Annotated in this window: 19 protein-coding genes; 12 read left to right on the forward strand and 7 right to left on the reverse strand. The window is 72.5% G+C overall.

What is annotated here, in order from left to right; genetic code table 11:
• Positions 1–49: 49 nt before the first annotated feature.
• Both ACWFR4_RS18210 and ACWFR4_RS18215 read right to left on the reverse strand, forming a co-directional pair.
• On the reverse strand, positions 50–1,612 hold the full coding sequence (locus ACWFR4_RS18210) for a hypothetical protein (protein WP_453653249.1): 1,563 nt from the start codon (positions 1,610–1,612) through the stop codon (positions 50–52).
• 216 nt (positions 1,613–1,828) lie between these two features.
• The gene (locus ACWFR4_RS18215) at positions 1,829–3,211 is read right to left on the reverse strand and encodes a transcriptional regulator (protein WP_453455610.1); all 1,383 of its coding nucleotides are present in this window, start codon (positions 3,209–3,211) and stop codon (positions 1,829–1,831) included.
• Between the two features lie 331 nt (positions 3,212–3,542).
• On the opposite strand from ACWFR4_RS18215, the gene ACWFR4_RS18220 reads away from it, so the two are divergent.
• From ACWFR4_RS18220 to ACWFR4_RS18230, 3 genes are all read left to right on the forward strand, one after another.
• Positions 3,543–4,214 carry a bifunctional DNA primase/polymerase gene (locus tag ACWFR4_RS18220; RefSeq protein ID WP_453653251.1) on the forward strand — a complete coding sequence of 224 codons (672 nt, stop codon included), beginning with the start codon at positions 3,543–3,545 and terminating at the stop codon, positions 4,212–4,214.
• A gap of 108 nt (positions 4,215–4,322) precedes the next feature.
• Positions 4,323–5,114 carry an ABC transporter ATP-binding protein gene (locus ACWFR4_RS18225; RefSeq protein WP_453653253.1) on the forward strand — a complete coding sequence of 264 codons (792 nt, stop codon included), beginning with the start codon at positions 4,323–4,325 and terminating at the stop codon, positions 5,112–5,114.
• Positions 5,111–6,694, forward strand: a complete 1,584-nt coding sequence (locus ACWFR4_RS18230; RefSeq protein ID WP_453455619.1) for a transporter — start codon at positions 5,111–5,113, stop codon at positions 6,692–6,694. The genes ACWFR4_RS18225 and ACWFR4_RS18230 overlap by 4 nt, the downstream gene beginning before the upstream one ends.
• Positions 6,695–6,712: 18 nt before the next feature.
• Here ACWFR4_RS18230 and ACWFR4_RS18235 read toward each other — a convergent pair whose 3' ends face one another.
• Entirely contained in the window at positions 6,713–8,038 is a 1,326-nt protein-coding gene (locus ACWFR4_RS18235; protein WP_453653255.1) for a zf-HC2 domain-containing protein, read from the reverse strand.
• Positions 8,035–8,622 (reverse strand): sigma-70 family RNA polymerase sigma factor, encoded by a 588-nt coding sequence (locus ACWFR4_RS18240; protein WP_453653257.1) that lies wholly within the window; start codon positions 8,620–8,622, stop codon positions 8,035–8,037. The genes ACWFR4_RS18235 and ACWFR4_RS18240 overlap by 4 nt, the downstream gene beginning before the upstream one ends.
• Before the next feature lie 276 nt (positions 8,623–8,898).
• Between ACWFR4_RS18240 and ACWFR4_RS18245 the strand changes: the two genes are divergently transcribed.
• Both ACWFR4_RS18245 and ACWFR4_RS18250 read left to right on the forward strand, forming a co-directional pair.
• Positions 8,899–9,273 carry an STAS domain-containing protein gene (locus tag ACWFR4_RS18245; RefSeq protein ID WP_453455628.1) on the forward strand — a complete coding sequence of 125 codons (375 nt, stop codon included), beginning with the start codon at positions 8,899–8,901 and terminating at the stop codon, positions 9,271–9,273.
• 171 nt (positions 9,274–9,444) lie between these two features.
• Positions 9,445–9,972, forward strand: a complete 528-nt coding sequence (locus ACWFR4_RS18250) for an EF-hand domain-containing protein (RefSeq protein WP_453455631.1) — start codon at positions 9,445–9,447, stop codon at positions 9,970–9,972.
• Here the strand turns inward: ACWFR4_RS18250 and ACWFR4_RS18255 are convergent.
• The gene (locus ACWFR4_RS18255) at positions 9,956–11,536 is read right to left on the reverse strand and encodes a class I adenylate-forming enzyme family protein (protein ID WP_453653259.1); all 1,581 of its coding nucleotides are present in this window, start codon (positions 11,534–11,536) and stop codon (positions 9,956–9,958) included. The two genes, ACWFR4_RS18250 and ACWFR4_RS18255, sit on opposite strands and share 17 nt — an antisense overlap.
• A gap of 179 nt (positions 11,537–11,715) precedes the next feature.
• Between ACWFR4_RS18255 and ACWFR4_RS18260 the strand changes: the two genes are divergently transcribed.
• The 4 genes from ACWFR4_RS18260 to ACWFR4_RS18275 all read left to right on the forward strand — a co-directional run bounded on the left by ACWFR4_RS18260 (position 11,716) and on the right by ACWFR4_RS18275 (position 15,878).
• Positions 11,716–12,915: an amidohydrolase family protein gene (locus ACWFR4_RS18260; protein ID WP_453455637.1), complete on the forward strand. Its 1,200-nt coding sequence runs from the start codon at positions 11,716–11,718 to the stop codon at positions 12,913–12,915.
• 11 nt (positions 12,916–12,926) lie between these two features.
• Positions 12,927–14,123 carry an acyl-CoA dehydrogenase gene (locus tag ACWFR4_RS18265; protein WP_453653261.1) on the forward strand — a complete coding sequence of 399 codons (1,197 nt, stop codon included), beginning with the start codon at positions 12,927–12,929 and terminating at the stop codon, positions 14,121–14,123.
• A gap of 2 nt (positions 14,124–14,125) precedes the next feature.
• A complete protein-coding gene (locus ACWFR4_RS18270; protein WP_453455763.1) occupies positions 14,126–14,989 on the forward strand; it encodes an acyl-CoA dehydrogenase family protein in 864 nt (287 codons plus the stop codon).
• A gap of 427 nt (positions 14,990–15,416) precedes the next feature.
• Positions 15,417–15,878: an ATP-binding protein gene (locus ACWFR4_RS18275; RefSeq protein ID WP_453455642.1), complete on the forward strand. Its 462-nt coding sequence runs from the start codon at positions 15,417–15,419 to the stop codon at positions 15,876–15,878.
• A 324-nt stretch (positions 15,879–16,202) separates the two neighbouring features.
• On the opposite strand, the gene ACWFR4_RS18280 is transcribed toward ACWFR4_RS18275, so the two are convergent.
• The gene (locus tag ACWFR4_RS18280) at positions 16,203–17,129 is read right to left on the reverse strand and encodes a cyclase family protein (RefSeq protein ID WP_453653263.1); all 927 of its coding nucleotides are present in this window, start codon (positions 17,127–17,129) and stop codon (positions 16,203–16,205) included.
• Positions 17,130–17,214: 85 nt separating this feature from the next.
• Between ACWFR4_RS18280 and ACWFR4_RS18285 the strand changes: the two genes are divergently transcribed.
• From ACWFR4_RS18285 to ACWFR4_RS18295, 3 genes are read left to right on the forward strand one after another with little or no spacing between them, the layout of a single operon-like run.
• On the forward strand, positions 17,215–18,126 hold the full coding sequence (locus ACWFR4_RS18285) for an SDR family NAD(P)-dependent oxidoreductase (RefSeq protein ID WP_453455647.1): 912 nt from the start codon (positions 17,215–17,217) through the stop codon (positions 18,124–18,126).
• 27 nt (positions 18,127–18,153) lie between these two features.
• The gene (locus tag ACWFR4_RS18290) at positions 18,154–19,353 is read left to right on the forward strand and encodes an acyl-CoA dehydrogenase family protein (RefSeq protein WP_453653265.1); all 1,200 of its coding nucleotides are present in this window, start codon (positions 18,154–18,156) and stop codon (positions 19,351–19,353) included.
• Positions 19,350–20,399, forward strand: a complete 1,050-nt coding sequence (locus ACWFR4_RS18295) for a Zn-dependent alcohol dehydrogenase (RefSeq protein ID WP_116512434.1) — start codon at positions 19,350–19,352, stop codon at positions 20,397–20,399. The genes ACWFR4_RS18290 and ACWFR4_RS18295 overlap by 4 nt, the downstream gene beginning before the upstream one ends.
• A gap of 7 nt (positions 20,400–20,406) precedes the next feature.
• On the opposite strand, the gene ACWFR4_RS18300 is transcribed toward ACWFR4_RS18295, so the two are convergent.
• Positions 20,407–21,468 (reverse strand): GlxA family transcriptional regulator, encoded by a 1,062-nt coding sequence (locus tag ACWFR4_RS18300; protein WP_453653267.1) that lies wholly within the window; start codon positions 21,466–21,468, stop codon positions 20,407–20,409.
• Positions 21,469–21,502 lie beyond the last annotated feature (34 nt).

The following is a 21,502-nucleotide window of genomic DNA, read 5'->3' on the forward strand; positions in this document are numbered from 1 at the left end:
CGCCTCCGTACCAGCTGGGGCCGGCACATCAGCTGGGCCGGCACATCAGCTAGAGCTGGAACGGCTTGCGCTGCGGGAGGTTCCACTGCGTCGCGATGCTGTTCCACAGCTTCGACGCCTGGGTCTTCTGCGTGGAGGCCGTGCCGCTGGCCTGGTCGCCCGCGCGGCGCTGCGGGGTGGGCTTGGCATGGCCCTTCTTGCAGCCGTTCTTGCCCGCGACCTGGTCGGCCCACGCCGCGTAGTGGCTGTCCGCGGAGGCGGAGGCCTGCCACGCCTTGGTGAGGGCCTGCGTGAGCGCCGCGTGGTTGGGCAGCTTGTCCACGGAGAGTCCGGCGAGCCGGGTCACGAGCCCGGTGCGCTGGGTGGCGGCGCCGCGCAGGTCGCCGGCCGCCTTGCCGAGGTCCTTGCAGGCACCGATGTTTGCGACGGCCCTGATCACCGTGTCGCGACTGTTGTTCGAGTCGGCGAGGAGCTTGTCGAGGGCGACGGCCTGCGCCTTGGCCGGGTCGGCGGGCGTCGGGGACGAGCTGTCCGGCGCACCGGTCGCGGCGGCGGGCTTGGCGTCGTCGCCCTTGTTCTCGTCGCCCCCGCTGCTGATGAGGGCGCCCGCGCCGATGCCGACGACGAGGATGCCGACGCCGACGGCGGCGATGAGCGGCACCTTCGAGCCGGTGCGGCTCTGGCTCTTGCGGGCGGCGGCCCGCCCGGTGGGCTCGTACGGGGCCTGCGGCTGCCCGGCCGGGCCGGGTCTCCCGGGTCCGCCGGGGCCAGCGGGTCCGCCGGCGTGCGGGTCGAAGCGGGGCATCTGCTGGGTCGAGGCGGGCGCGTCCGGCTCCGGCTCGGTGCGGAAGAGGCTGTCGAACTCGGCCGGGGGCTGGCGGTCGCCGGGGGCGCCGGGGCGGATGCCGTAGGGCGCGCTCGGCGGCGGCGAGGGCACGGGCGCGATGTACTGCGTGGCATCGCTGTCGGTGCCCGCGAGCGGCATGGGCGCGGAGCCGTACGGCTGCTGCTGGGGCGGCGGCATCTGGCCCGGGGCGTTCGCGCGGCCCAGGTACTGGGTGGCGTCGGCGGGCACCTCGGGCGGCAGGGCCCCGGGCGCGACCGGCGCGATGTACTGCGTGGCGTCCGCGTCGGAGGGCGCGGTCGGGGCTATGTACTGCGTCGCGTCCGAGGCGGGGGCCGGCGGCAGCGGCGCGGAGCCGTACGGGGCGGGGGCCGGCGGCAGCGGCGCGGAGCCGTACGGGGCGGGGTCCGTCGGCAGCGGGGCGGCCGGGGCACCGGCGGGCGGCAGCGGCGCGGAGTAGTGCTGCTGCGGCGCGGCCGGGGGCAGCGGGGCCGCGGCATGCGGCGCGTGCTCACCCGGCAGCGTGGGCGACGCGGACGGCGCGCCCCACTCGTACGTGGGCATCGGCCCGCCGGAGGCCGCCTGCGCGGACTCGGGGCCCCACGGCTGGCCCCAGGGGCTGCCGCCCGAGGGGGCGACATGCGACTGGTCGCCGAAGGTACCCGGCAGCAAGGGCTCGCTGCCGTCGGCGGGCAGCACGACGCCTTCGTGCGCCTGCCGCACCGAGGGAAGGTGCGGATCCTCGCCCTGTCCGCTCTGCTGCGTCACCGGGACTCCTACGACTGGGGGACCTTCGGAATCGTCGGCTCACGCTACCGGGTCCCCGCACACACGTGCCACGCAGCTCAGAACCTCACAGCCTCCCCACACCCTCAAGTAACAAAACAAGCCTACGGAACGCTGATTAGCGCCCTCCCCAAGCGGGTTGAGGCGTCCGTCACACAAGGTTCACGCGTACGTCTCCTGCGCGCCGCCCGTAAAACTTCACGCTGCCTGAAGATCGAGGCGCGCACCGAACTCCCGCACCACGGGTTCGTCCCGGTACGGCTCCAGGCGCTGCCTGAAGTCGTCCAGGTACTCGGCGCCCCGGTTCGAGCGCAGAGTGCCGAGGAGTTCCATCGCGCGGGTCCCCGTCTGGCAGGCCTGCTCGACCTCGCGCTGCTGCACCTGCGCCGTGGCGAGCAGCACCAGACCGATCGCCCTGCGCCGCGCCCGTGACCGGGGATGCCCGGCCAGAGACGCCTCGGCCTGCCGCCGCGCGGCCTCCGCCTGCCCCAAGTCCCGGTAGCAGTGCGCCAGTTCGTCCGCGAGATACGCGGCGTCGAAGTGCGCGATCCAGGCCGGGTCGTCGCCCGAATCCGGCTCGGCCCGCTCCAGCGCGGCCAGCGCGCTGCCCGCCACCGCCTGCGTGGCCCGCGCGTCCCCGAGCAGGGCGTGGCCGCGCGCCTCAGCCGCGTAGAACATCGCCTCCGCACGCGGGGTCACCCGCCCGCGCGCCCCCTCCTGTGCCGCGCGCGCCAACTGGGCGATCTCGCGCGGGTTGCCGAGCTGCGCCGCCAGGTGGCTCATGGACGCGGCCAGTACGTATCCGCCGTATCCGCGGTCCCCGGCGGCCTGGGCGAGGCGCAGCGACTGGATGTAGTACCGCTGGGCGAGGCCCGGCTGTCCCGTGTCGACGGCCATGTACCCGGCCAGCTCCGTCAACCGAGCCACCGCCGCGAACAGTTCACGCCCCACGGCCTCCCGGTACGAGCCCGCGAGAAGCCCCGACACCACACTGTTCAGATAGTGGACGACCACCGGCCGCACATGCCCGCTGCCGTACTGGTGGTCAAGATCCGTCAGCGCCTGGGTCATCGCCCGCACGGCCGCCACGTCCGACGTCCCGACCCGCGGCCCCGCCGACCGCGCGACCTGTGAGTCGGGTACGGAGATCAGCCAGTCCCGGCTCGGCTCGACCAGCGCGGACGAGGCCACCGACGACCCGGACAGGAAGTCCCTGCGCCCCACGTCGCTGCGCCACAGCTCGCACACCTGCTCAATGGCGCCGAGGACGGTCGGCGAGAACTGGAGGCCGACGCCCGAGGCGAGGTTCTTGCCGTTGGCCATGCCGATCTCGTCGATCGTGACCGTGCGGCCGAGCTTGCGGCCGATGGCCTCGGCGATGATGCCGGGCGCCCGGCCGCGCGGCTGCTGCCCGCGCAGCCAGCGCGCCACCGATGTCTTGTCGTAGCGCAGGTCGAGGCCGTGCTCCGATCCGCACATGTTGACCCGGCGGGCCAGTCCGGCGTTCGAGCAGCCGGCTTCCTGGATGAGCGCCTGCAGCCGTTCGTTGGGCTGTCGCGCTACGAGAGGCCTTGCGGCCATGGCGTACCCCCTGTGTGCACCGTGGACCATCGGGCGGACCCGGGCCTGTCGTCAGACTCCCGGTCGGGCCCGCCTTGAGGTGATCAATGCCCTGAGATCAAACGGAAGATGCGCCACAAAGAAGGGCAAAAACAAGCAAGAGCCCCAACCGGTAGCCGGTCGGTGGACAGCACCCTCGTCTGGTCCTCCGGGCTGGCTACCCCCCGGCCGGGGCTATTCCTCCCGCGCGCCCCCGCGCATGCATCCATGCGCCCCACGTGCAGGATCGCTCTTGCCAGGCCCCGCGCGCGTGCGCCCGTAACCCCGGGTGGCGGCGGGAGTTGAGAACGTCGTGGAAGAGACCATCGGAGTCACCTCGCCCGTCACCTCGCACCCTCAGATCCCCAAGCAGCGCGGAGAGGGCCTCCCCGACGCCGCCGTGCGCTACGCGGAGGAACGCCACTGGGACGTGTTCCCCGGCACCTGGCTGGAGGTCGACGGGGGCAGGCAGCGCTGCTCCTGCGGCGACGCCAGGTGCGCGGCCCCCGGTGCCCACCACGCGCGCGAGGACTGGGCGAACCAGGCCACCGGGAGCGCGACCGCCGCCCGCCGGCTGTGGTCCAAGCAGCCCGCCGCCTCGATCCTGCTGCCGACGGGGCGCACGTTCGACGCGATCGACGTGCCCGAGACCGCCGGGTTCCTGGCTCTGGCCCGCATGGAGCGCATGGAGCTCACCCTCGGCCCGGTCACCTGCACCCCCGACCGCCGGATGCAGTTCTTCGTCCTGCCGGGCGCCGCCGCGAAGGTCCCCGATCTGGTCCGCAAGCTGGGCTGGCCGCCCGCCTCCCTCGACCTGGACGCGCTCGGCGAGGGCTCCTACGTCGCCGCGCCGCCCACCCGCGTCGGCGGCCGGGGCGCCGTCCAGTGGGCTTGCCGCCCCACCGCCGCGAACCGCTGGCTGCCCGACGCCGAGGAGCTCATCTCCCCACTGGCGTACGCGTGCGGGCGGGAAGGCCGCCGGTAGAACACAACGGCGCGTCCCGCGGCCACGTATCGTGCGGACGGGGCCCCTGCTCGAGCGGAGTCGAGAGCTTGGGGGAGGTGACGGCGACGAAGGACGGCGGGCGGCACAGTGACCGAGGTGGGGACCGAGGCCGGTGCGCCGGCCGTACGCGTGAAGGACCTCTGGAAGGCGTTCGGCCAGAGCGTCGCCGTCGGGGGGATCGATCTCGCCCTTCCCGCGGGCAAGTTCATCGGCCTCGTCGGGCCGAACGGCGCGGGAAAGACGACCACCCTGTCCATGGTCACCGGACTGCTCCGGCCCGACCGGGGCACCGTCGAGGTCGTCGGCCACGACGTGTGGCGCGACCCCGTCGAGGTGAAGGCCCGCATCGGAGTGCTCCCCGAAGGTCTGCGCCTGTTCGAGCGGCTCTCGGGGCATGAACTCCTCGTGTACACGGGCAGGTTGCGCGGCCTGCCCGGCGACGAGGTCGACAAGCGCGCCGCCCAGCTCCTCGACGTGCTGGACCTCGCCGGGGCCCGGCACAAGCTCGTCGTCGACTACTCGACCGGCATGCGCAAGAAGATCGGGCTCGCCGCCGCGCTCCTCCACAACCCCGAAGTCCTCTTCCTGGACGAGCCGTTCGAGGGCGTCGACCCGGTCTCCGCGCAGACCATCCGCGGCGTCCTGGAGCGCTACACCGGCTCCGGGGCGACCGTCGTCTTCTCCTCCCACGTCATGGAGCTCGTCGAGTCGCTCTGCGACTGGGTCGCCGTCATGGCCGCCGGCCGCATCCGCGCGCAGGGTCCCCTCGCCGAAGTACGCGGCGACGCGCCCTCCCTCCAGCAGGCGTTCCTCGAACTCGTCGGCGCGAACAGCCGCGACACCACCTCCGACCTGGACTGGCTGGGAGGCGGCCGGTGACCACGACGACCGTCACGCTGGTCCGCCTCAAGCTGGCGCTCCTGCGCAACGGCCTGCGCGGGTCCACGGGCCGCCGCGCCGCCTACATCGCCACGCTCGTCGTCGTACTCCTCGTCGCCGCGCTCCAGCTCATCGGCCTGATCGCCCTGCGCGGCAGCACGCACGCGGCGACGCTCTGCGTCATCCTCACCGCCGTACTCGCCCTCGGCTGGGCGGTGATGCCGCTCTTCTTCCCCTCCGGCGACGAGACCCTCGACCCGACCCGCCTCGTGATGCTCCCCCTGCGGCCGCGCCCGCTCGTGAGGGGCCTGCTCATCGCGTCCCTCGTCGGGATCGGCCCCCTGTTCACGCTCTGTCTCGCGGTCGGCGCGGTGATCGCCCTGGCGCACGGGGCGGCCGCGTCCGCCGTCGCGGTCCTGGCCGTCGCCCTCACCCTGCTCACCTGCGTCGCCCTCGCCCGCGCCGTGGCCGCCGCCAACATCCGGCTGCTCACCAGCCGCAAGGGACGCGACCTCGCCGTTCTCAGTGGGCTCGTCATCGCCGTCGGCGCACAGGTCGTCAACTTCGGTGCGCAGCGGCTCGGTTCGGCCGGCGGGCTCGGGGCGCTCGACCCGGCGGGCGACGTACTGGCCTGGATCCCGCCCGCGTCCGCGATCGGCGCCGTCGACTCGGTCAGCCACGGCTCGTACGGCGTCGCGGCGGCCCGCCTCGTCCTGTGCGCGGCCGCCCTCGCCGGACTCCTCTACGCCTGGCAGCGCGCCCTGACGCGCCTCATGACGGCCCCCGACGGCTCCACGCTCCAGGCCGCCGAACCCACCCGCCGCAGGCGCACGTCCCGCGGCCCCCGCCTCCTGCCCGACGGCCGCACGGGCACGGTCATGGAGCGCGCCCTGCGCTATGTGTGGCGCGACCCGAAGACGAAGGCGGCCTGGGTGACGTCCCTCGCCATCGGCCTGATCGTGCCGGTCTTCAACGCGCTCCAGGGCACCGGCTCCATCTACTTCGCGTGCTTCGCCGCCGGAATGCTCGGCATCCAGATGTACAACCAGTTCGGGCAGGACACCTCGGCGTTCTGGATGGTCGCCATGACCATCTCCTCGCCGCACGACGCCTACGTCGAACTGCGCGGCCGCGCCCTCGCCCTCCTGACGATCACCCTGCCGTACGCGACGCTGGTCACCGTCGTCACGACCGCGATGCTCGGCGACTGGCGGGCCCTGCCCGAGGTGCTCGGCCTCTCCTTCGCGCTGCTCGGTGCGATGCTCGCGACCGGCGCCTGGTCGTCGGCCCGCTTCCCGTACTCGATCCCCCAGGAGGGCTACAAGAACGTCGCCCCGGGGCAGGCGGGCCTCGCCTGGATATCGATCTTCGGCGGGATGGTCGCGGCGGCCCTGCTGTGCGCCCCGGTCATCGCCGTCGCGATCTGGCTGCACGTGTCGGGCGCCGAGTCCGCGACCTGGCTGCTGCTGCCGATCGGCGCCGCGTACGGAGCGGGGATCACCCTGGCGGGCCTGCGTCTGGCCGCCCCGCGCACGGCGGCCCGTCTGCCGGAGATCCTTGCGGCGGTCAGCAAGGGATGACGCGTGCCGCAGGCGCCCTCACATCCTGCTGAGCGCCGCCGTCGCGTAGAGGACGTCGTGGATCGCCTCGCGGTCGCCGTCCTGTCCTGCGGCCGCCTCCTCCGGCGTGACGTGACCGGCCGCAAGGCGGCAGAACTCGACGCCGTCCAGGGCGACATGGGCCACCTCGTGCTCCGCCGAGCCGACCGCGCCGGGGGAGTCCAGGGAGATGAGCCACTGGCCGCCGCCCGCCCCCTCGACCTCAAGGCGCAGGGTGCGGCCCGGCGCGCCCGCGGCGACGAGTCCGCGGGCCGGTGCGGCGAGGCCCGCGCGGCGGCGCCCCGCGAGGGAGTCGGGCAGGAGCCGGGCCGCCAGGTCGATCATGCGGTTCAGATGGCGGGGCGACGGCGGCTCGTACGGGTAGTCCACCGCCTCGGCGATGTCCTCGGCGTGCACCCAGCACTCGAAGGCGCGGTCCAGCATCGAGTCGCGCAGCGGCAGCGTGAAGTCCCCGTACGGGACCGCCAGCTGACCGGATGTGCGGGTGCGGCCCGCGGAGCCGCTCGGGTCGGCCGCGAACGACACCGTGCGGATCACGGCGTGCGACTGCTCACGCCAGGGGCCGCGGACGGCGCGGGTCGGCGGGAAGTGCGAGGCCTTCCAGAACGTCTCCGTGCGGCTCTCCGGAGTGCGGCGCTCATCGGGCGCGACACCGAACAGCGGGTCGTCGAGGCCGAGTGCGACGGCGACCAGGCCGTCCACGCTCATCAGGTGCGTGAGCACCCCGGCGACGGTCGTCTTGCGGCTGACCCGGTCGTCGCCCTCGTACCAGCGAAGCCGTACGGGCGCGTGCCACTCGGAGTCGCCGATGTCCCGGAGCAGAGCGTCGAGGCGGGCGGTCTCCGCGTCGTACGGAGCGGCCCACTCGGGGACCGGGATGCGGGGCGGACGCCGGGTCAGGCAGCCCTCGAGGACGCGGGAGCGCAGCATCGGGTCGAGGTCGAGGCTCTCCTCGGAGTGCAGCAGGCCCACGGCGTCCCGCAGCCGCAGCGCCTCCTCGGCGCACGGGCCGCAGCCGCCGAGGTGCTCCTCCACGGCGACGCTCTCCTCGGCCGAGCACGCGGCCAGCGCCCACGCGCCGAGGAGGGATTTGAGGACACGGTGCTCCAGGACGAGCGGCTCGGGGACGTGGTCCGGCAGCGGGCGCCCGGTGTCCTCCACGGACGAGCGCGGCGTCGGTATCCGGGCGCTCGCGGCGGCGTCGGAGCGGCCGGCGCCGTCGAGGCCCCCGGACTCCCCGGAGCCGTCGCGGTTTTCGTGGTTCTCCGGATTGTCGGCGTTGCTGAAGGGGTTCGGCCCGCTCACAGCGCCCTCCCGTACCCGGGAGGTCCCGGCGGGGTGCCGGACACGCCGCTGTCGTGCGCCGTGGACAGGAGCTGGAGGCCGAGGCGCAGGCGGCGGCGCGCCTCGTCCTCGGTGACGCCGAGGTCGACCGCGGTCTGGCGGTAGTCCCTGCGCTGGAAGTAGGCCAGCTCGAGCGCGGCGCGCAGCGGGGCGGGCATCGACGTGACGATGTAGTCGGCGCGGGCGGCGGCGGAGGCGTGCCGCACCCTGCGCTCCAGGTCCTCCGTGGTGCCCTCGCCGCTGCGGACGAGCGCGGCGGACTCGGTCTGGCGCAGGCGGTGGACCGCGCGCCGGTGGGTCAGCGTGGCGATCCAGGAGCGCAGCGGCCCCTGCTTGGGGTCGTACGCGTCGGGGTTCTCCCAGACATGGGTGAAGACGTCGCGCGTGATGCGGTCGGCCGCGTCCTCGTCACCGAGCACGCGGTGCGCGAGCCCGTGCACGAGCGACGCGAAGCGGTCGTACAGCTCGCCGAGCGCGGCGGCCTCCCCGTGCGCGAGCCGCTGCTGCATCCTCCGGTCCCACCGGGTCGGAGTCTCCTTGGCCATGCGGCCCCCTCACCGTGTGCCTTCCCTCGAATGTAGTCGGACCCGCCGACAACGCACGTGCCTTTGCGGCAAAGGTCGACCTGCCCGGACGCGGATGGTAAGGAGACGGTCACGGTGTGCGGACCTTTGCTGCCGGAAGCGACCGAAAATCCGATCACTTGGGTCTTAACCGGGTCATATGTGATACGTCTGCGGTGTTTCAGCACCTCGCGGTCGGGCAGCCGCGAGAGAAGACAACCGTAAGCAGAGGTTCCGGATCAACGAGAGGCGTGGCGCGTGACGCTCAGAGTGACCGAGGGACAGCAGGGTGGCTGGGCCGTCGTGCGGGTGTCGGGCGAGATGGATCTCGCCACCTCTCCCGCGCTGCGCCAGCAGGTGCACGACGCGGTCGCGGACGGCCGGCACAGCCTCGTCCTCGATCTCTCGCAGGTCCTCTTCTGCGATTCGAGCGGGGTCGGCGTGCTGATCGCGGCCCGCCGCCTGATGCGTTCCTGCCGCGGCGAGCTCCGGCTGATCCTGCCCGCCAAGGGGGCCGAGGACGGCTCGCACGTCAACCGCGTCCTGTCGGCGCTCGGCGTGCGCCGCCTCTTCGAGGTGTACCCGGACGTGCTGACCGCCGTGAACGACGAGGCGTCACCTCTCTCGGCCTGACGCACACCCGAGCGTCCGGGCGGCCGGGCACGGAAGTTGTTGCGGAATTTCTCCGGTCTTGGCACAAGCGTCGCGGTGCGGGCCCCCGGCGCCGCTCCACGACGTACGCTCCCTGGCGAGAGGACGGGCAGGGCCCGTACCACCACCGATGCGAGAGGCGGCCGAGGGGACATGGACCACGCCGAGAGCACCGATCACGCCGAGTACGAGCGCAGGATCGCTGCCCGCTTCGCCGGCTTCGACCAGGACGGCAACGGCTACATCGACCGCGAGGACTTCGTGACCGCGGCCAAGGGCCTGCTCGCTGAGTTCACCACGACGGCGCGCTGCGACAAGGGCCAGGCGCTCTACGCGGGTGCCGAGGCCTTCTGGCAGGGCATGGCCGGCATCGCGGACGTGGACGGCGACCAGCGCGTCACCCGCGAGGAGTTCGTGACGGGCGCGGTGAAGCGGCTGCGGGACAACCCGGAGCGGTTCGCGGAGATCGCCCGCCCCTTCCTGCGGGCCGCCATCGCAGTCGCGGACCAGAACGGCTCGGGCTTCACCCCGGCGGCCGCGGAGCGCGTCCTGCGCGTCCTCGGCGTCGACCCGTCCGTGGTGGGCCCGGTCGCCGCCGCGCTGGACGCGGACGGCGACGGGCGGATCTCCGAGGAGGAGATCGTCACCGCCTTCGCCCACTACTTCACCGTTTCGGAATAGCGCTCACCGGGCTTGTGCCCGCATAGCGCTCGCGCAGCTTGTACTTGAGCACCTTGCGCAGGGTGTCGTTGCGCGGAAGGGCGTCCACCAGCTCCAGCTGCTCCGGCAGCTTGTGCGTGGACAGCCCTTCCGACCGCAGATGGGACGCCATCGCCTCCAGGGTCAGCGGCTCGGTGCCGTCGCGCTGGACGACGACCGCGCACACCCGCTCGCCGCGCTCGGGGTCCGGGAGCCCGACGACCGCCGCGTCGCCCACCGCGGGGTGCGCGTGCAACAGGTCCTCGATCTCCTTCGCGGAGATGTTCTCGCCCTTGCGGATGATGATGTCCTTGGCCCGCCCGGTGAGCACCAGATGCCCCGTCTCCCGCACATGCCCGAGGTCGCCGGTGACGAGGAACCCGTCGCCGTCGAAGGCGGCCGCCGACTGCACGGGGTCCAGATAGCCCTGACAGACGGCCTCCCCGCGCAGCCTGACCTCGCCGTCCACGCCGTACGGGACCTGCTTGCCGTCCGCGTCCGTCACCCGGATCTCCATGCCCTCGGGGGGCCGTCCCTCCGTCGTGGCGAGGTTCTCCGCGGTGTCGTCGGGGGCGCCCATCGTGATCATGGGGACCTCGGTCATGCCGTATCCATGGGTGAGCTGACAGCCCATCTCCCGTACGACCGCGTGGTAGATCTCGGGCGGCTTGGGCGCGCCGCCGCCCGCGAGGAGCCGCAGCGTCGGGATGAGCCGGTCCGCCGGGGACCTGCGCTGTTCGGTCAGGAACATGGAGTAGAAGGCCGTGGAGCCGCCCGCGACGGTGACCCCGTGGCGCCGGTAGCCGTCGAGCGCGTCCGGCAGTGCGAACTGCTCGAACATCACCGCGGGGAACCCGTACAGGAGCAGCATGACCGTGTAGTCGGGGCCCGCTATGTGCGCGAAGGGGAACGCCATCGAGCCGACGTCGGACGCCGACAGGTGCAGGGCGTGCGCGAGGCAGGAGCCGCCGGCGATCAGTGAGCGGTCGGTGTGGAGGACGCCCTTGGGGTCGGAGGTCGTGCCGGAGGTCCAGTAGATCCAGCGCACGGACGTGCCGTCGGAGGGCGGGGGCGGCAGTACGGCCGGGTCGCCGTCGGGCAGCGTGTCGTACGCCTCGAAGATCCCGCGCGCGCCGAGGCGCCGGGCCATCTCCGTGTGGTCGAAGCTGCGCCACACGCCCGGGGTCGCGAAGAACTCGGCCTTCGACTCGCGCAGCGCGAAGCCGACCTCGCGGTCCCGGTAGAAGGGGATGACGGGGGACTGGACGGCGCCGATGCGGGCGAGGGCGAAGGAGAGCAGCGCGGTCTCGATGCGGGTCGGGAGCTGCCAGGCGACGACCGTCCCGGGGCGTACGCCCATGTCGTACAGGCCGGCGGCGACCCGCTCGCCGCGGTCGCGCAGCTCGCCGAAGGTCAGGCGCCGGTCGTCCTTCGCGTCGGGGGCGGACTGGATCAGTACGGGAGTGTCGGGGGTGAGGGCGGCGCGGCGCTCGATCAGCTCCCAGAGCGTCCCGGCGGCGCCCAGGGCGTGTGCGGTGTCGTTCACTGCTCCCCCTCGAAAGACAAGCCGTACCTGACGGATAGTCAGATCGTGCGGAGAGCGTAGAGCGCTGCGCCTTGTCGGTCCAGGGGTGCGGAGCTAGCCTGCTATCTGACGACCCATCAGAAATGCCAGTAGAAGCAGCGTCAGAAACGCCATCAGAAACTGTCAGGTGAGGGGACACGATGGACCCGATGGAACTGCCCCGGATCATCAGCGTCGACGACCATGTGATCGAGCCCGCGCATCTCTTCTCGACCTGGCTTCCGGCGAAGTACCGGGACCGGGGGCCGCAGCCGCTCACCGCCGGGATCGGCGAGCTCGCCTACGTGGCGGGCAAGTACCAGATCACCATGGACCCGGACGGGCCACCGACGGACTGGTGGATCTACGAGGACCTGAAGTTCCCGTACAAGCGCAACATCGCCGCCGTCGGCTTCGACCGCGACGACATGACCCTCGAAGGCATCACGCGCGCGGAGATGCGGCGTGGCTGCTGGGACCCGAAGGCCCGCCTGGAGGACATGGACCTCAACCATGTCGAGGCCAGCCTCTGCTTCCCCACTTTCCCGCGCTTCTGCGGCCAGACGTTCGCCGAGGCCAAGGACAAGGAGGTGGCGCTCGCCTGCGTGCGGGCCTACAACGACTGGATGGTCGAGGAGTGGTGCGGCGACAGCGGGGGCCGCCTCATCCCGCTCTGCATCATCCCCCTGTGGGACATCGACCTCGCCGTCGCCGAGATCCGGCGTAACGCCGCGCGCGGCGTCAAGGCCGTGACGTTCTCCGAGATCCCCACCTACCTGGGGCTCCCGTCGATCCACTCCGGCTACTGGGACCCGTTCTTCGCCGTGTGCCAGGAGACCGGGACGGTCGTCAACATGCACATCGGCTCCAGCTCGCAGATGCCCGCCGCGTCCCCCGACGCCCCGCCCGCGGTGCAGGCCTCGCTCAGCTTCAACAACGCGATGGCGTCGATGATGGACTTCCTCTTCTCCGGGGTCCTGGTGAAGTTCCCGACGCTCAAACTCGCCTACTCCGAAGGCCAGATGGGCTGGATCCCGTACGCCCTGGAGCGCGCGGACGACGTCTGGGAGGAGCACCGGGCCTGGGGCGGGGTGCGCGACCTCATCCCCGAGCCGCCGTCGACGTACTACTACCGCCAGATGTTCTGCTGCTTCTTCCGGGACAAGCACGGGGTGGCGTCCCTCGACGCCGTCGGCCGGGACAACGCGACCTTCGAGACGGACTACCCGCACGTCGACTCGACCTTCCCGCACACCAAGGAGGTCGCCCTCGACCATGTGAAGGGCCTCGACTCCGAGACGGTCTACAAGCTCATGCGGGGCAACGCGATCCGCATGCTCGACCTGGACCTCGACAGGTAGCGGGCCGCGCCGTGGATCTCACGTACACGGACGAGGAAGAGGAGTTCCGGGCGCGGCTGCGGGAGTGGCTCGCGTCCGTGCTTCCAGGACTCCCCCCGAAGCCGTCCCCCAACGACTGGCCGGGCAGGCGCGCCTACGACCTCGGCTGGCAGCGCAGGCTGTACGACGCCGGGTACGCGGGCCTGCACTGGCCCGCCGACGCGGGCGGCCGCGGTGCCACGCCCACGCAGCACCTCATATTCCTGGAGGAGACCGAGAAAGCAGGCGCGCCCTACGTCGGGGCCAACTTCGTCGGGCTGCTGCACGCAGGGCCGACGATCGCGGCCGAGGGGACACCGGAGCAGCGGGTGCGCTGGCTGCCGCCGGTCCTGCGCGGCGACGAGGCGTGGTGCCAGGGGTTCAGCGAGCCGGACGCCGGTTCCGATCTCGCGGCGCTGCGCACGCGCGCGACGCGGGACGGCGACCACTATGTGGTGAGCGGGTCCAAGATATGGACCTCGCACGCGGAGGTCGCCGACTGGTGCGAACTCCTCGTGCGGACCGACCCGTCCGCGCCGAAACACCGGGGCATCTCCTGGCTCGCCATGCCGATGGACGCGCCCGGGATCACCGTACGGCCGCTCCGCACGCTCGCCGGGTCCGCCGAGTTCGCCGAGATGTTCCTCGACGACGTACGCGTCCCGGTCGCCAACCGGGTCGGTGAGGAGAACGACGGCTGGCGCGTGACGATGGTGACGCTGTCCTTCGAACGCGGCACCGCGTTCGTGGGCGAGGTCGTCGCCTGTCGCCGCGTCCTCGGCGAACTGGCCGCGCAGGCCCGCAAGAACGGCCGCTGGGACGACGCCGTACTGCGCCGCAGGCTCGGCCGCCTCAACGCCGAGTTCCGCGCCCTGTGGCGGCTCACCCAGTGGAACGTCAGCGAGGCGGAGCTGGCGAACGGCGTCCCCGGCGCCGGCGGCTCGGTCTTCAAGCTGCGGTACTCGCACGCCCGTCAGGAACTGTTCGACGCCGCCGCCGAAGTGCTCGGCGTCGCGGGCGCCCTCGACACGGACCACGAGTGGACGCTCGACCGGCTGTCGTCCCTCTCGTACACGATCGCCGCCGGCACCTCCCAGATCCAGCACAACATCGTCGCCGAACGCATCCTCGGCCTGCCGAAGGACCGGCCCGGCCAACGGCCGAAGGATCTCCAGAAGGGAGGGCGGTGAGCATGCGCTTCCAGCTCACCGACGACCAGCGCGCCCTGCGCGACGGCGTACGCGACCTGCTCGCCGGCCGCTTCGACCGCGACGCCCTGCGCACCGCCGTGGACACGCCCGGACACCTGGACCGGGCGCTGTGGCGCGCTCTGGGCGACGCGGGGTTCTTCGCCCTGTGCCTGCCGGAGGCGGACGGCGGCGTCGGCCTGGGGCTGCCCGAGGCCGTCCTCGTCTTCGAGGAGGCGGGCCGGGTCCTGCTGCCGGGCCCGCTCGTCGCCACGCACCTCGCCGCGGGCACCGTGCCGGGCGCCGCGACCGGCGAGAGCGTCGTGACGGCGCCCGCCGGGGAACTCCTGCCGTGGCGCGACGCGTCGGACGTCGTCCAGGGCGACGCGACCGGCGCCGTACCCCTGGCCTCCGTCGACCCGCTCACGCCCCTGCACAGGCTGCCGGGCCCGCACGCGCCCCGCAGCCCCGAGGCCGTACTCCTCACCGCCGCCGAACAGCTCGGCTCCGCCACGCGCACCTGCGAGCTGGCGGTCCAATACGCGGGTGAACGCGAGCAGTTCGGGCAGCCCATCGGCGCGTTCCAGGCCGTGAAACACCTGTGTGCCCAGATGCTCGTACGGGCCGAGCTGGCCCGTGCGGCCGTGTACGCGGCGGCGGTCACGGCCGACCCGGTCGAGATCGCCGCCGCCGAACTGCTCGCCGACGAGGCGGCCGTGCGCAACGCGCGCGACTGCGTCCAGGTGCACGGCGGCATGGGCTTCACCTGGGAGGCGGACGTGCATCTGCATCTCAAGCGGGCCTGGGTACGCGCCGGAACGGGCCGTACGGCGCGCGAGGCGGAGGAGGAGCTCGCGGCGGCGCTGTGACGTCCGGGGATCTGTGCGGCGCGGGGCGAACCCGTGTACGGACGGTCACGGAACGTCGATATCGGGTTGTGTCCTGCGCGGGACTCGTCACGGCACGGAGTCGGGGTCCCGCTCGGGTACCTTGTGTGGGATGCGAGTGGTTCCGAGTTCGAGCCATCCCGGTGTTGCCCCTGAGGCGGCTCCGGATCCGGCGATGCGCGCCGTTCGCAGCGCACGGGAGGGCCGCACGCCCGCCCGTTCGACTCCCCGCAGGACGCGTCGCACAGTATGGCGCACGCGTACTCCTTCGCGCTGGAATATGCCCGAAGCGCTTGTTGGGGTGACTGTACGTCAACCATGCTGTCCTCCAAGGGGATCACGGTCCGTGAGCTCCTTGACTTGTCACAGTCCCGAGGCGATGTGTCCGCCGGTTCGGATGGTGTGAGCGGTGCAGGTGCTTCAAGTTCAGCTGGAGGTCGGGGCGGATCCCGCGGAGGTGGGGCGAGCCCGCAGGTGGGCGCGCTCGCGCCTCGCAGGGTCCGGGATAGGGGTCGATGAGCCGCTGGCGGAGACGCTCATCCTGATCGTCTCCGAGCTCGTCACCAACGCCGTGGTGCACACCGGCTGTCCGGCCGTTCTGCGCATGCTGCTGCCGGGCGTCCCGGCGGAGGCCAGTGCCGGCACGGTCCGCGTGGAGGTGGCCGACGCCAGCGACCGGCCCCCCGCGCCGCGGCACGCCGACGGGGAAGAGACCAACGGCCGCGGCCTGGAACTCGTCGACGGCCTGGCGGACCGCTGGGGCTGGCGGCCCGAGGGCACGGGCAAGGCCATCTGGTGCGAGATCGACCGCTGCGGCGCTCGGGGCGTGGGGGCGGGGGCGTATCCGGGGATGGCGTACGAGGCCGTGTAGTTACGCCTCCCGGCGCGTCAGTGCGCCTCCGCGTTCCTCGGCATGCGCCGGAGTGCGCCGTCATAAATGTCACATAACTGGCAAATCTCCTTACGGGTGTTGACGCCGGGTGTCCGTTTGATCACGCTTGTGGTCAGCGATTCGTGGCGAGGGGACGCCGAGGGTTCCGGTGACGGGAGCCCTCGGCGAGTACGGGTCGTGCCGCGGTGGCCGGCTCCCCCGGAGGCCGGGGGGAGCAGGGCCCGGGCGCCGGGGGCTGGGCGGCGGTGCAGGTCGCATCGCCGTCCGGTTCTGAACTCCCTTGTGGAGCAAGCCTTTTGGGGTCTACAGGATCGCGACCGGGGCCACGGGTGTGCCGGTGCCGCCGACGAAGGGCTCGGGCATCGCCGACAGCAGGAACGCGTAGCGCGAATCTTGTGCACAGGCTGTGGACAAGTTCTCCAGATTCCAGTTCTGGCCCTGGAGCATGCCCATTTCGACCAGGTCGAGGGCGTGCACGGGCAGCCAGAGGTTCTCGATCTCCGGCGGGAAGATCTCGAAGGTGAGGGTGTCGTTCGCGACCGCGGCCACGTCGCGCGCGTGGAACCACTCGGGCGTGCGCACAGACAGGCCGGGCGACGGATAGCTGTACGCGTGCTTGTCGCCCGCCAGGTACGTCTGGATCTGGCCGGTGCGGACGAGGACGATGTCGCCGGGGTGGACGGTGACCCGGCCGAACTCCGCGGCTTCGTCCAGGTCTTCGGGTGTCACGGCGTGGTTGCCGGGCAGCCGGTCCACGCCCTTCGCCGCGGCGACGTCGAGCAGGACGCCGCGCGAGACGACGTGCGGGGCCTTGTCGATGCCGCTGAACTGCGCGCCGCCGTGCGCCGTGATCGTGTCGGCGGGGCGGCCGTTGTAGATGCGGCCCGAGTGCGAGACGTGTGTGAGGGCGTCCCAGTGGGTGGCTGTCTGGAGCCCCATGGTCACCGCGTCGTCGCTGGTGGCGACGGTGCCGGGGCCGAACAGTTCGTGGTTGATCTGGACCATGGTGTGGAGCGGGTTGACCCGGCCGGGGATCATCCCGGTCTGCACCCCGTCCTCCTTGAGGGGCAGCGCGAGCGGTATCCGGCGGCCGGTGCGGACGGTCGCCGCGGCCTCGCGCACGACCTCGTCGGTGACCAGGTTGAGCGTGCCGATCTCGTCGTCGGCGCCCCAACGGCCCCAGTTGTTGACGCGCTTGGCCATCTCGTGGAACTCGGCAGGCAACGACATGAGTGCTCCCCGGGGGCTTGTCTTCGGGTATCTGACGGGTCATAGAATCTAACGGTCCGTCAGAAACCGCGGGAAGGGGCCGGACGTGGGGAACTTCTTGGCAGGCAAGGTGGTGGCCGTCACCGGGGCCGGGCGCGGCATCGGCAGGGCCGTCGCGCTCGCCTGCGCCGCCGAGGGCGCACGGGTCGTGGTCAACGACTACGGGGTGTCCATCGAGGGCGGCGAACCGGCGAGCGAGATCGCCGAGTCCGTCGTCAAGGAGATCGAGGCGGCCGGCGGCGAGGCCGTCGCCGTCGCCGACGACATCTCGACCATGGCGGGCGGACAGCGGATCGTCGACGTGGCGCTCGCCCGGTACGGGCGGATCGACGGCGTCGTCTGCGTCGCCGGGATCCTGCGCGAGCGGATGCTGTTCAACATGTCCGAGCAGGAGTGGGACCCGGTGGTCGCCACGCACCTGAAGGGCACGTTCACCGTGTTCCGGGCCGCGTCCGCCGTCATGCGCAAGCAGGGGTCGGGCACGCTCATCGGCTTCACCAGCGGCAACCACCAGGGATCCGTGGCGCAGGCCAACTACAGCGCCGCCAAGGGCGGGATCATCTCGCTCGTACGCAGCGCCGCGCTCGGACTGCACAAGTACGGCGTGACGGCGAACGCGGTCGCACCCGTCGCCCGTACCCGTATGTCGGCGAACGTGCCCATGGAGCTCAAGGAGATCGGGGAGCCGGAGGACGTCGCCGCGCTCGTCGTCTATCTGCTCAGCGAGCGCGCCCGTGCCGAGAGGATCACCGGGCAGGTGTACACGATCGCCGGCCCGAAGATCGCGGTGTGGGCCCAGCCGAGGGAGCTGCGCTCGGGCTACGCGGAGGGCGGCTGGACCCCGGACAAGATCGCGGACTTCCTGCCGGGCACCGTCGGCGTCGATCCGATGCCGATGCTCGCGCAACTGGAGGCGATGGCCGAGGCGGCCGCGGCGAAAGCGCGGCCCAATCAGTGATGTCGAGGCCGGGGGCGGAGGCGCGTTGTGGAGTTCGGGTTCGGGGATGAGGACGAGGCGTTCCGGCGGGAGGCCCGCGCGTGGCTCGCGGAGCACCTCGCCGGCGAGTACGCCGTCGCCCGGGGGCGCGGCGGGCCCGGGAGTGAGCACGAGGGCGCCGGCGTACGGCGGTCCTGGGAGCGGGAGTTGGGTGCGTCCGGGTGGATCGGGCTCGGGTGGCAGCGCGGCGGGTACGGCAACCGGGCCGCCTCGCTGACGCAGCAGGTCGTCTGGGCCGAGGAGTACGCGCGGGCCCGGGCGCCCGCACGCCACGGGCACATCGGCGAGAACCTGCTCGCCCCGACCCTGATCGCCTACGGCGACGAGGCGCAGCAACAGCGCTTCCTGCCGCCCGTCGCCTCCGGCGAGGAGCTGTGGTGCCAGGGGTACAGCGAGCCCGGCGCCGGTTCCGACCTCGCGAACCTGCGCACGGCCGCCGTGCGCGACGGGGACACGTACCGCGTGACCGGGCAGAAGGTGTGGACATCGCTCGCGCACGAGGCCGACTGGTGCTTCGTGCTCGCGCGCACCGAGGCGGGCTCGCGGCGCCATCACGGACTGTCGTTCCTCCTCGTGCCGATGGACCAGCCGGGCCGGATCGAGGTGCGGCCCATCCGGCAGCTGACCGGCACGGCTGAGTTCAACGAGGTCTTCTTCGACGGGGCGCACGCGCGCGTGGAGCACGTCGTCGGCGGCGAGGGGAACGGCTGGCGGGTCGCGATGGGGCTGCTCGCCCTGGAGCGCGGCGTCTCGACGCTCGCCCAGCAGATCGGCTTCGCCGCCGAACTCGCCGAGGTCGTACGGACCGCGGTGCGTACGGGCGCGGCCGGGGACCCGCTGTTCAGGGACCGCCTCGTGCGGCAGTGGGCCGAGCTGCGCGTCATGCGGTTCAACGCGCTGCGCACGCTCGGCGGCGCGCAGGACCCGGGCGCCCCGAGCGTCGCCAAGCTCCTGTGGGGCCGCTGGCACCAGCGCCTCGGCGAACTCGCCCTCCAGGCGCGGGGCGCGCTCGCCGCCGCCGGCCCCGGGGACTGGACGCCTGACGATACGTACGAACTCGACGCCGCGCAGCGGCTGTTCCTCTTCAGCCGGGCCGACACGATCTACGGCGGCTCGGACGAGATCCAGCGCAACATCATCGCCGAGCGCGTGCTCGGGCTGCCCAGGGAGACGAGGGAGTCGTCATGAGGGGTGTCGTGTTCGACGGGGTCCGGGCCGACGTGGTCGACGATCTCGAGATACGCGATCCGGGGCCGGGGGAGGTGCTCGTCGACGTCGCGGCCGCCGGGCTGTGCCACAGCGATCTGTCGGTGATCGACGGGACCATCCCGTTCCCGGCACCGGTCGTGCTCGGGCACGAGGGCGCGGGGGTCGTGGAGGCCGTCGGCTCGGGCGTCACGCATGTGGCGCCCGGGGACCATGTGGCGCTGTCCACGCTCGCCAACTGCGGCGCCTGCGCGGACTGCGACCGGGGGCGGCCGACCATGTGCCGCAAGGCGATCGGGAGGCCCACGCAGCCGTTCTCGCGGGGCGGAACGCCGCTCTACCAGTTCGCCGCGAACTCCTCGTTCGCCGAACGGACCGTCGTGAAGGCCGTGCAGGCCGTGCCGATTCCCGCGGAGATCCCGCTGACGTCGGCCGCGCTCATGGGGTGCGGGGTGCTGACCGGCGTCGGGGCCGTCCTCAACCGGGCGCGCGTGGACCAGGGCGACACCGTCGTCGTCATCGGGACCGGCGGGATCGGCCTCAACGTGCTGCAAGGGGCCCGGATCGCGGGCGCGTCGAGGATCGTCGCCGTCGACGCGAACCCCGACAAGGAGGCGGTGGCGCGGCAGTTCGGCGCCACGGACTTCCTGACCTCGGCCGACGGGGTCAGGGACGTCCTGCCGACCGGCGCCGACCACGTCTTCGAGTGCGTCGGCCGCGTCGAGCTGGTCCGGCAGGCCGTCGACCTCCTCGACCGGCACGGCCAGGCCGTACTCCTCGGCATGCCGGGCGCCGACGCGGAGGCGTCCTTCGTCGTCGCCTCGCTCTTCCTCGACAAGTCCATCCTGGGCTGCCGCTACGGCTCCTCGCGGCCCCAGCGTGACATCAGGCTCTACGCCGACCTGTACCGCCAGGGCCGGCTGCTGCTCGACGAGCTGGTCACGGAGACGTACCCGGTCGAGGACTTCGCGAAGGCGGCGGAGGACGCGCAGCAGGGGAGGGTGGCGCGGGGGGTGCTGGTGTTCTGAGCTGGGCCTACGTGGGCTGACCTGCGCCTACGTCGGCTGACTGCGCCTGGGCTGTCCGGCCCGCGCCCTGCGGGTTCGTCGCGTGGAACGTCCGGCGGTAGGCCGTGGGGGTCACGCCCAGCGCCGTCTGGAGGTGCTGCCTCATCGACTGCGCCGTGCCGAAGCCCGACTCGCGCGCCACCTGGTCCATCGACAGGTCGCTCGACTCCAGCAGGTGCCTGGCCCGTTCCACCCGCTGCTGGGTGAGCCACTGGCCCGGGCTGACGCCGGCCTCCTCGCGGAAACGGCGCGTGAAGGTGCGGACCGACATCGCCTCCTGGGCGGCCAGGTCCCGCAGCTGGAGCGGTTCGTGGAGGCGGGCCAGGGCCCAGGCGCGGGCCTTGGTCGTGGTCGCGAGCTGGGGTTCGGGCACGGGGCGGTGGATGTACTGGGCCTGCCCGCCGTCGCGGTGGGGCGGGACGACGGTGCGGCGGGCCACCTCGTTGGCCACCGCCGCGCCGTGGTCGCGGCGGACCAGGTGCAGGCAGAGGTCGATGCCCGCGGCGACCCCGGCCGACGTCAGGACGTCGCCGTCGTCGATGTAGAGGACGTCGGCGTCGACCTTGATCTTGGGGAAGAGCCGCTGGAAGTGCTCCGCCGACGCCCAGTGCGTGGTCGCCGGGCGCCCGTCCAGGTAGCCCGCCGCGGCGAGAACGTAGCTGCCGGTGCAGATCGACACCATCCGCGTGCCGGGCCTGACCTGCGCGAAGGCCGCCGCCAGCTCGTCGGTGAGTACGCCCTCGTCGAGGACGGGGCCGCGCTCGTACGACGCGGGAACGACCACCGTGTCCGCGGTCGCCAGTGCCTCCGGGCCGTTCCTGATCAGGACGGCGAAGTCGGCGTCCGTCTCCACGGGGCCGGGTTCCCTGACCGAACAGGTCACGACCTCGTACAGCGGCCGGCCCCCGGTGTCCTTGGCGCGGGTGAAGATGCGCTGGGTGATGCCGAGTTCGAAGGGGAGCACGCCGTCGAGGGCCAGGACGACCACGCGGTGGGGGCGCCGGGTGCGTGCTGCGGGAGTCTCGGGCATGGCTCCGAGTGTATGGCCCGATCCTAACGAAGGC

It is taken from the genome of Streptomyces sp. NPDC055140 (genome assembly GCF_053607285.1).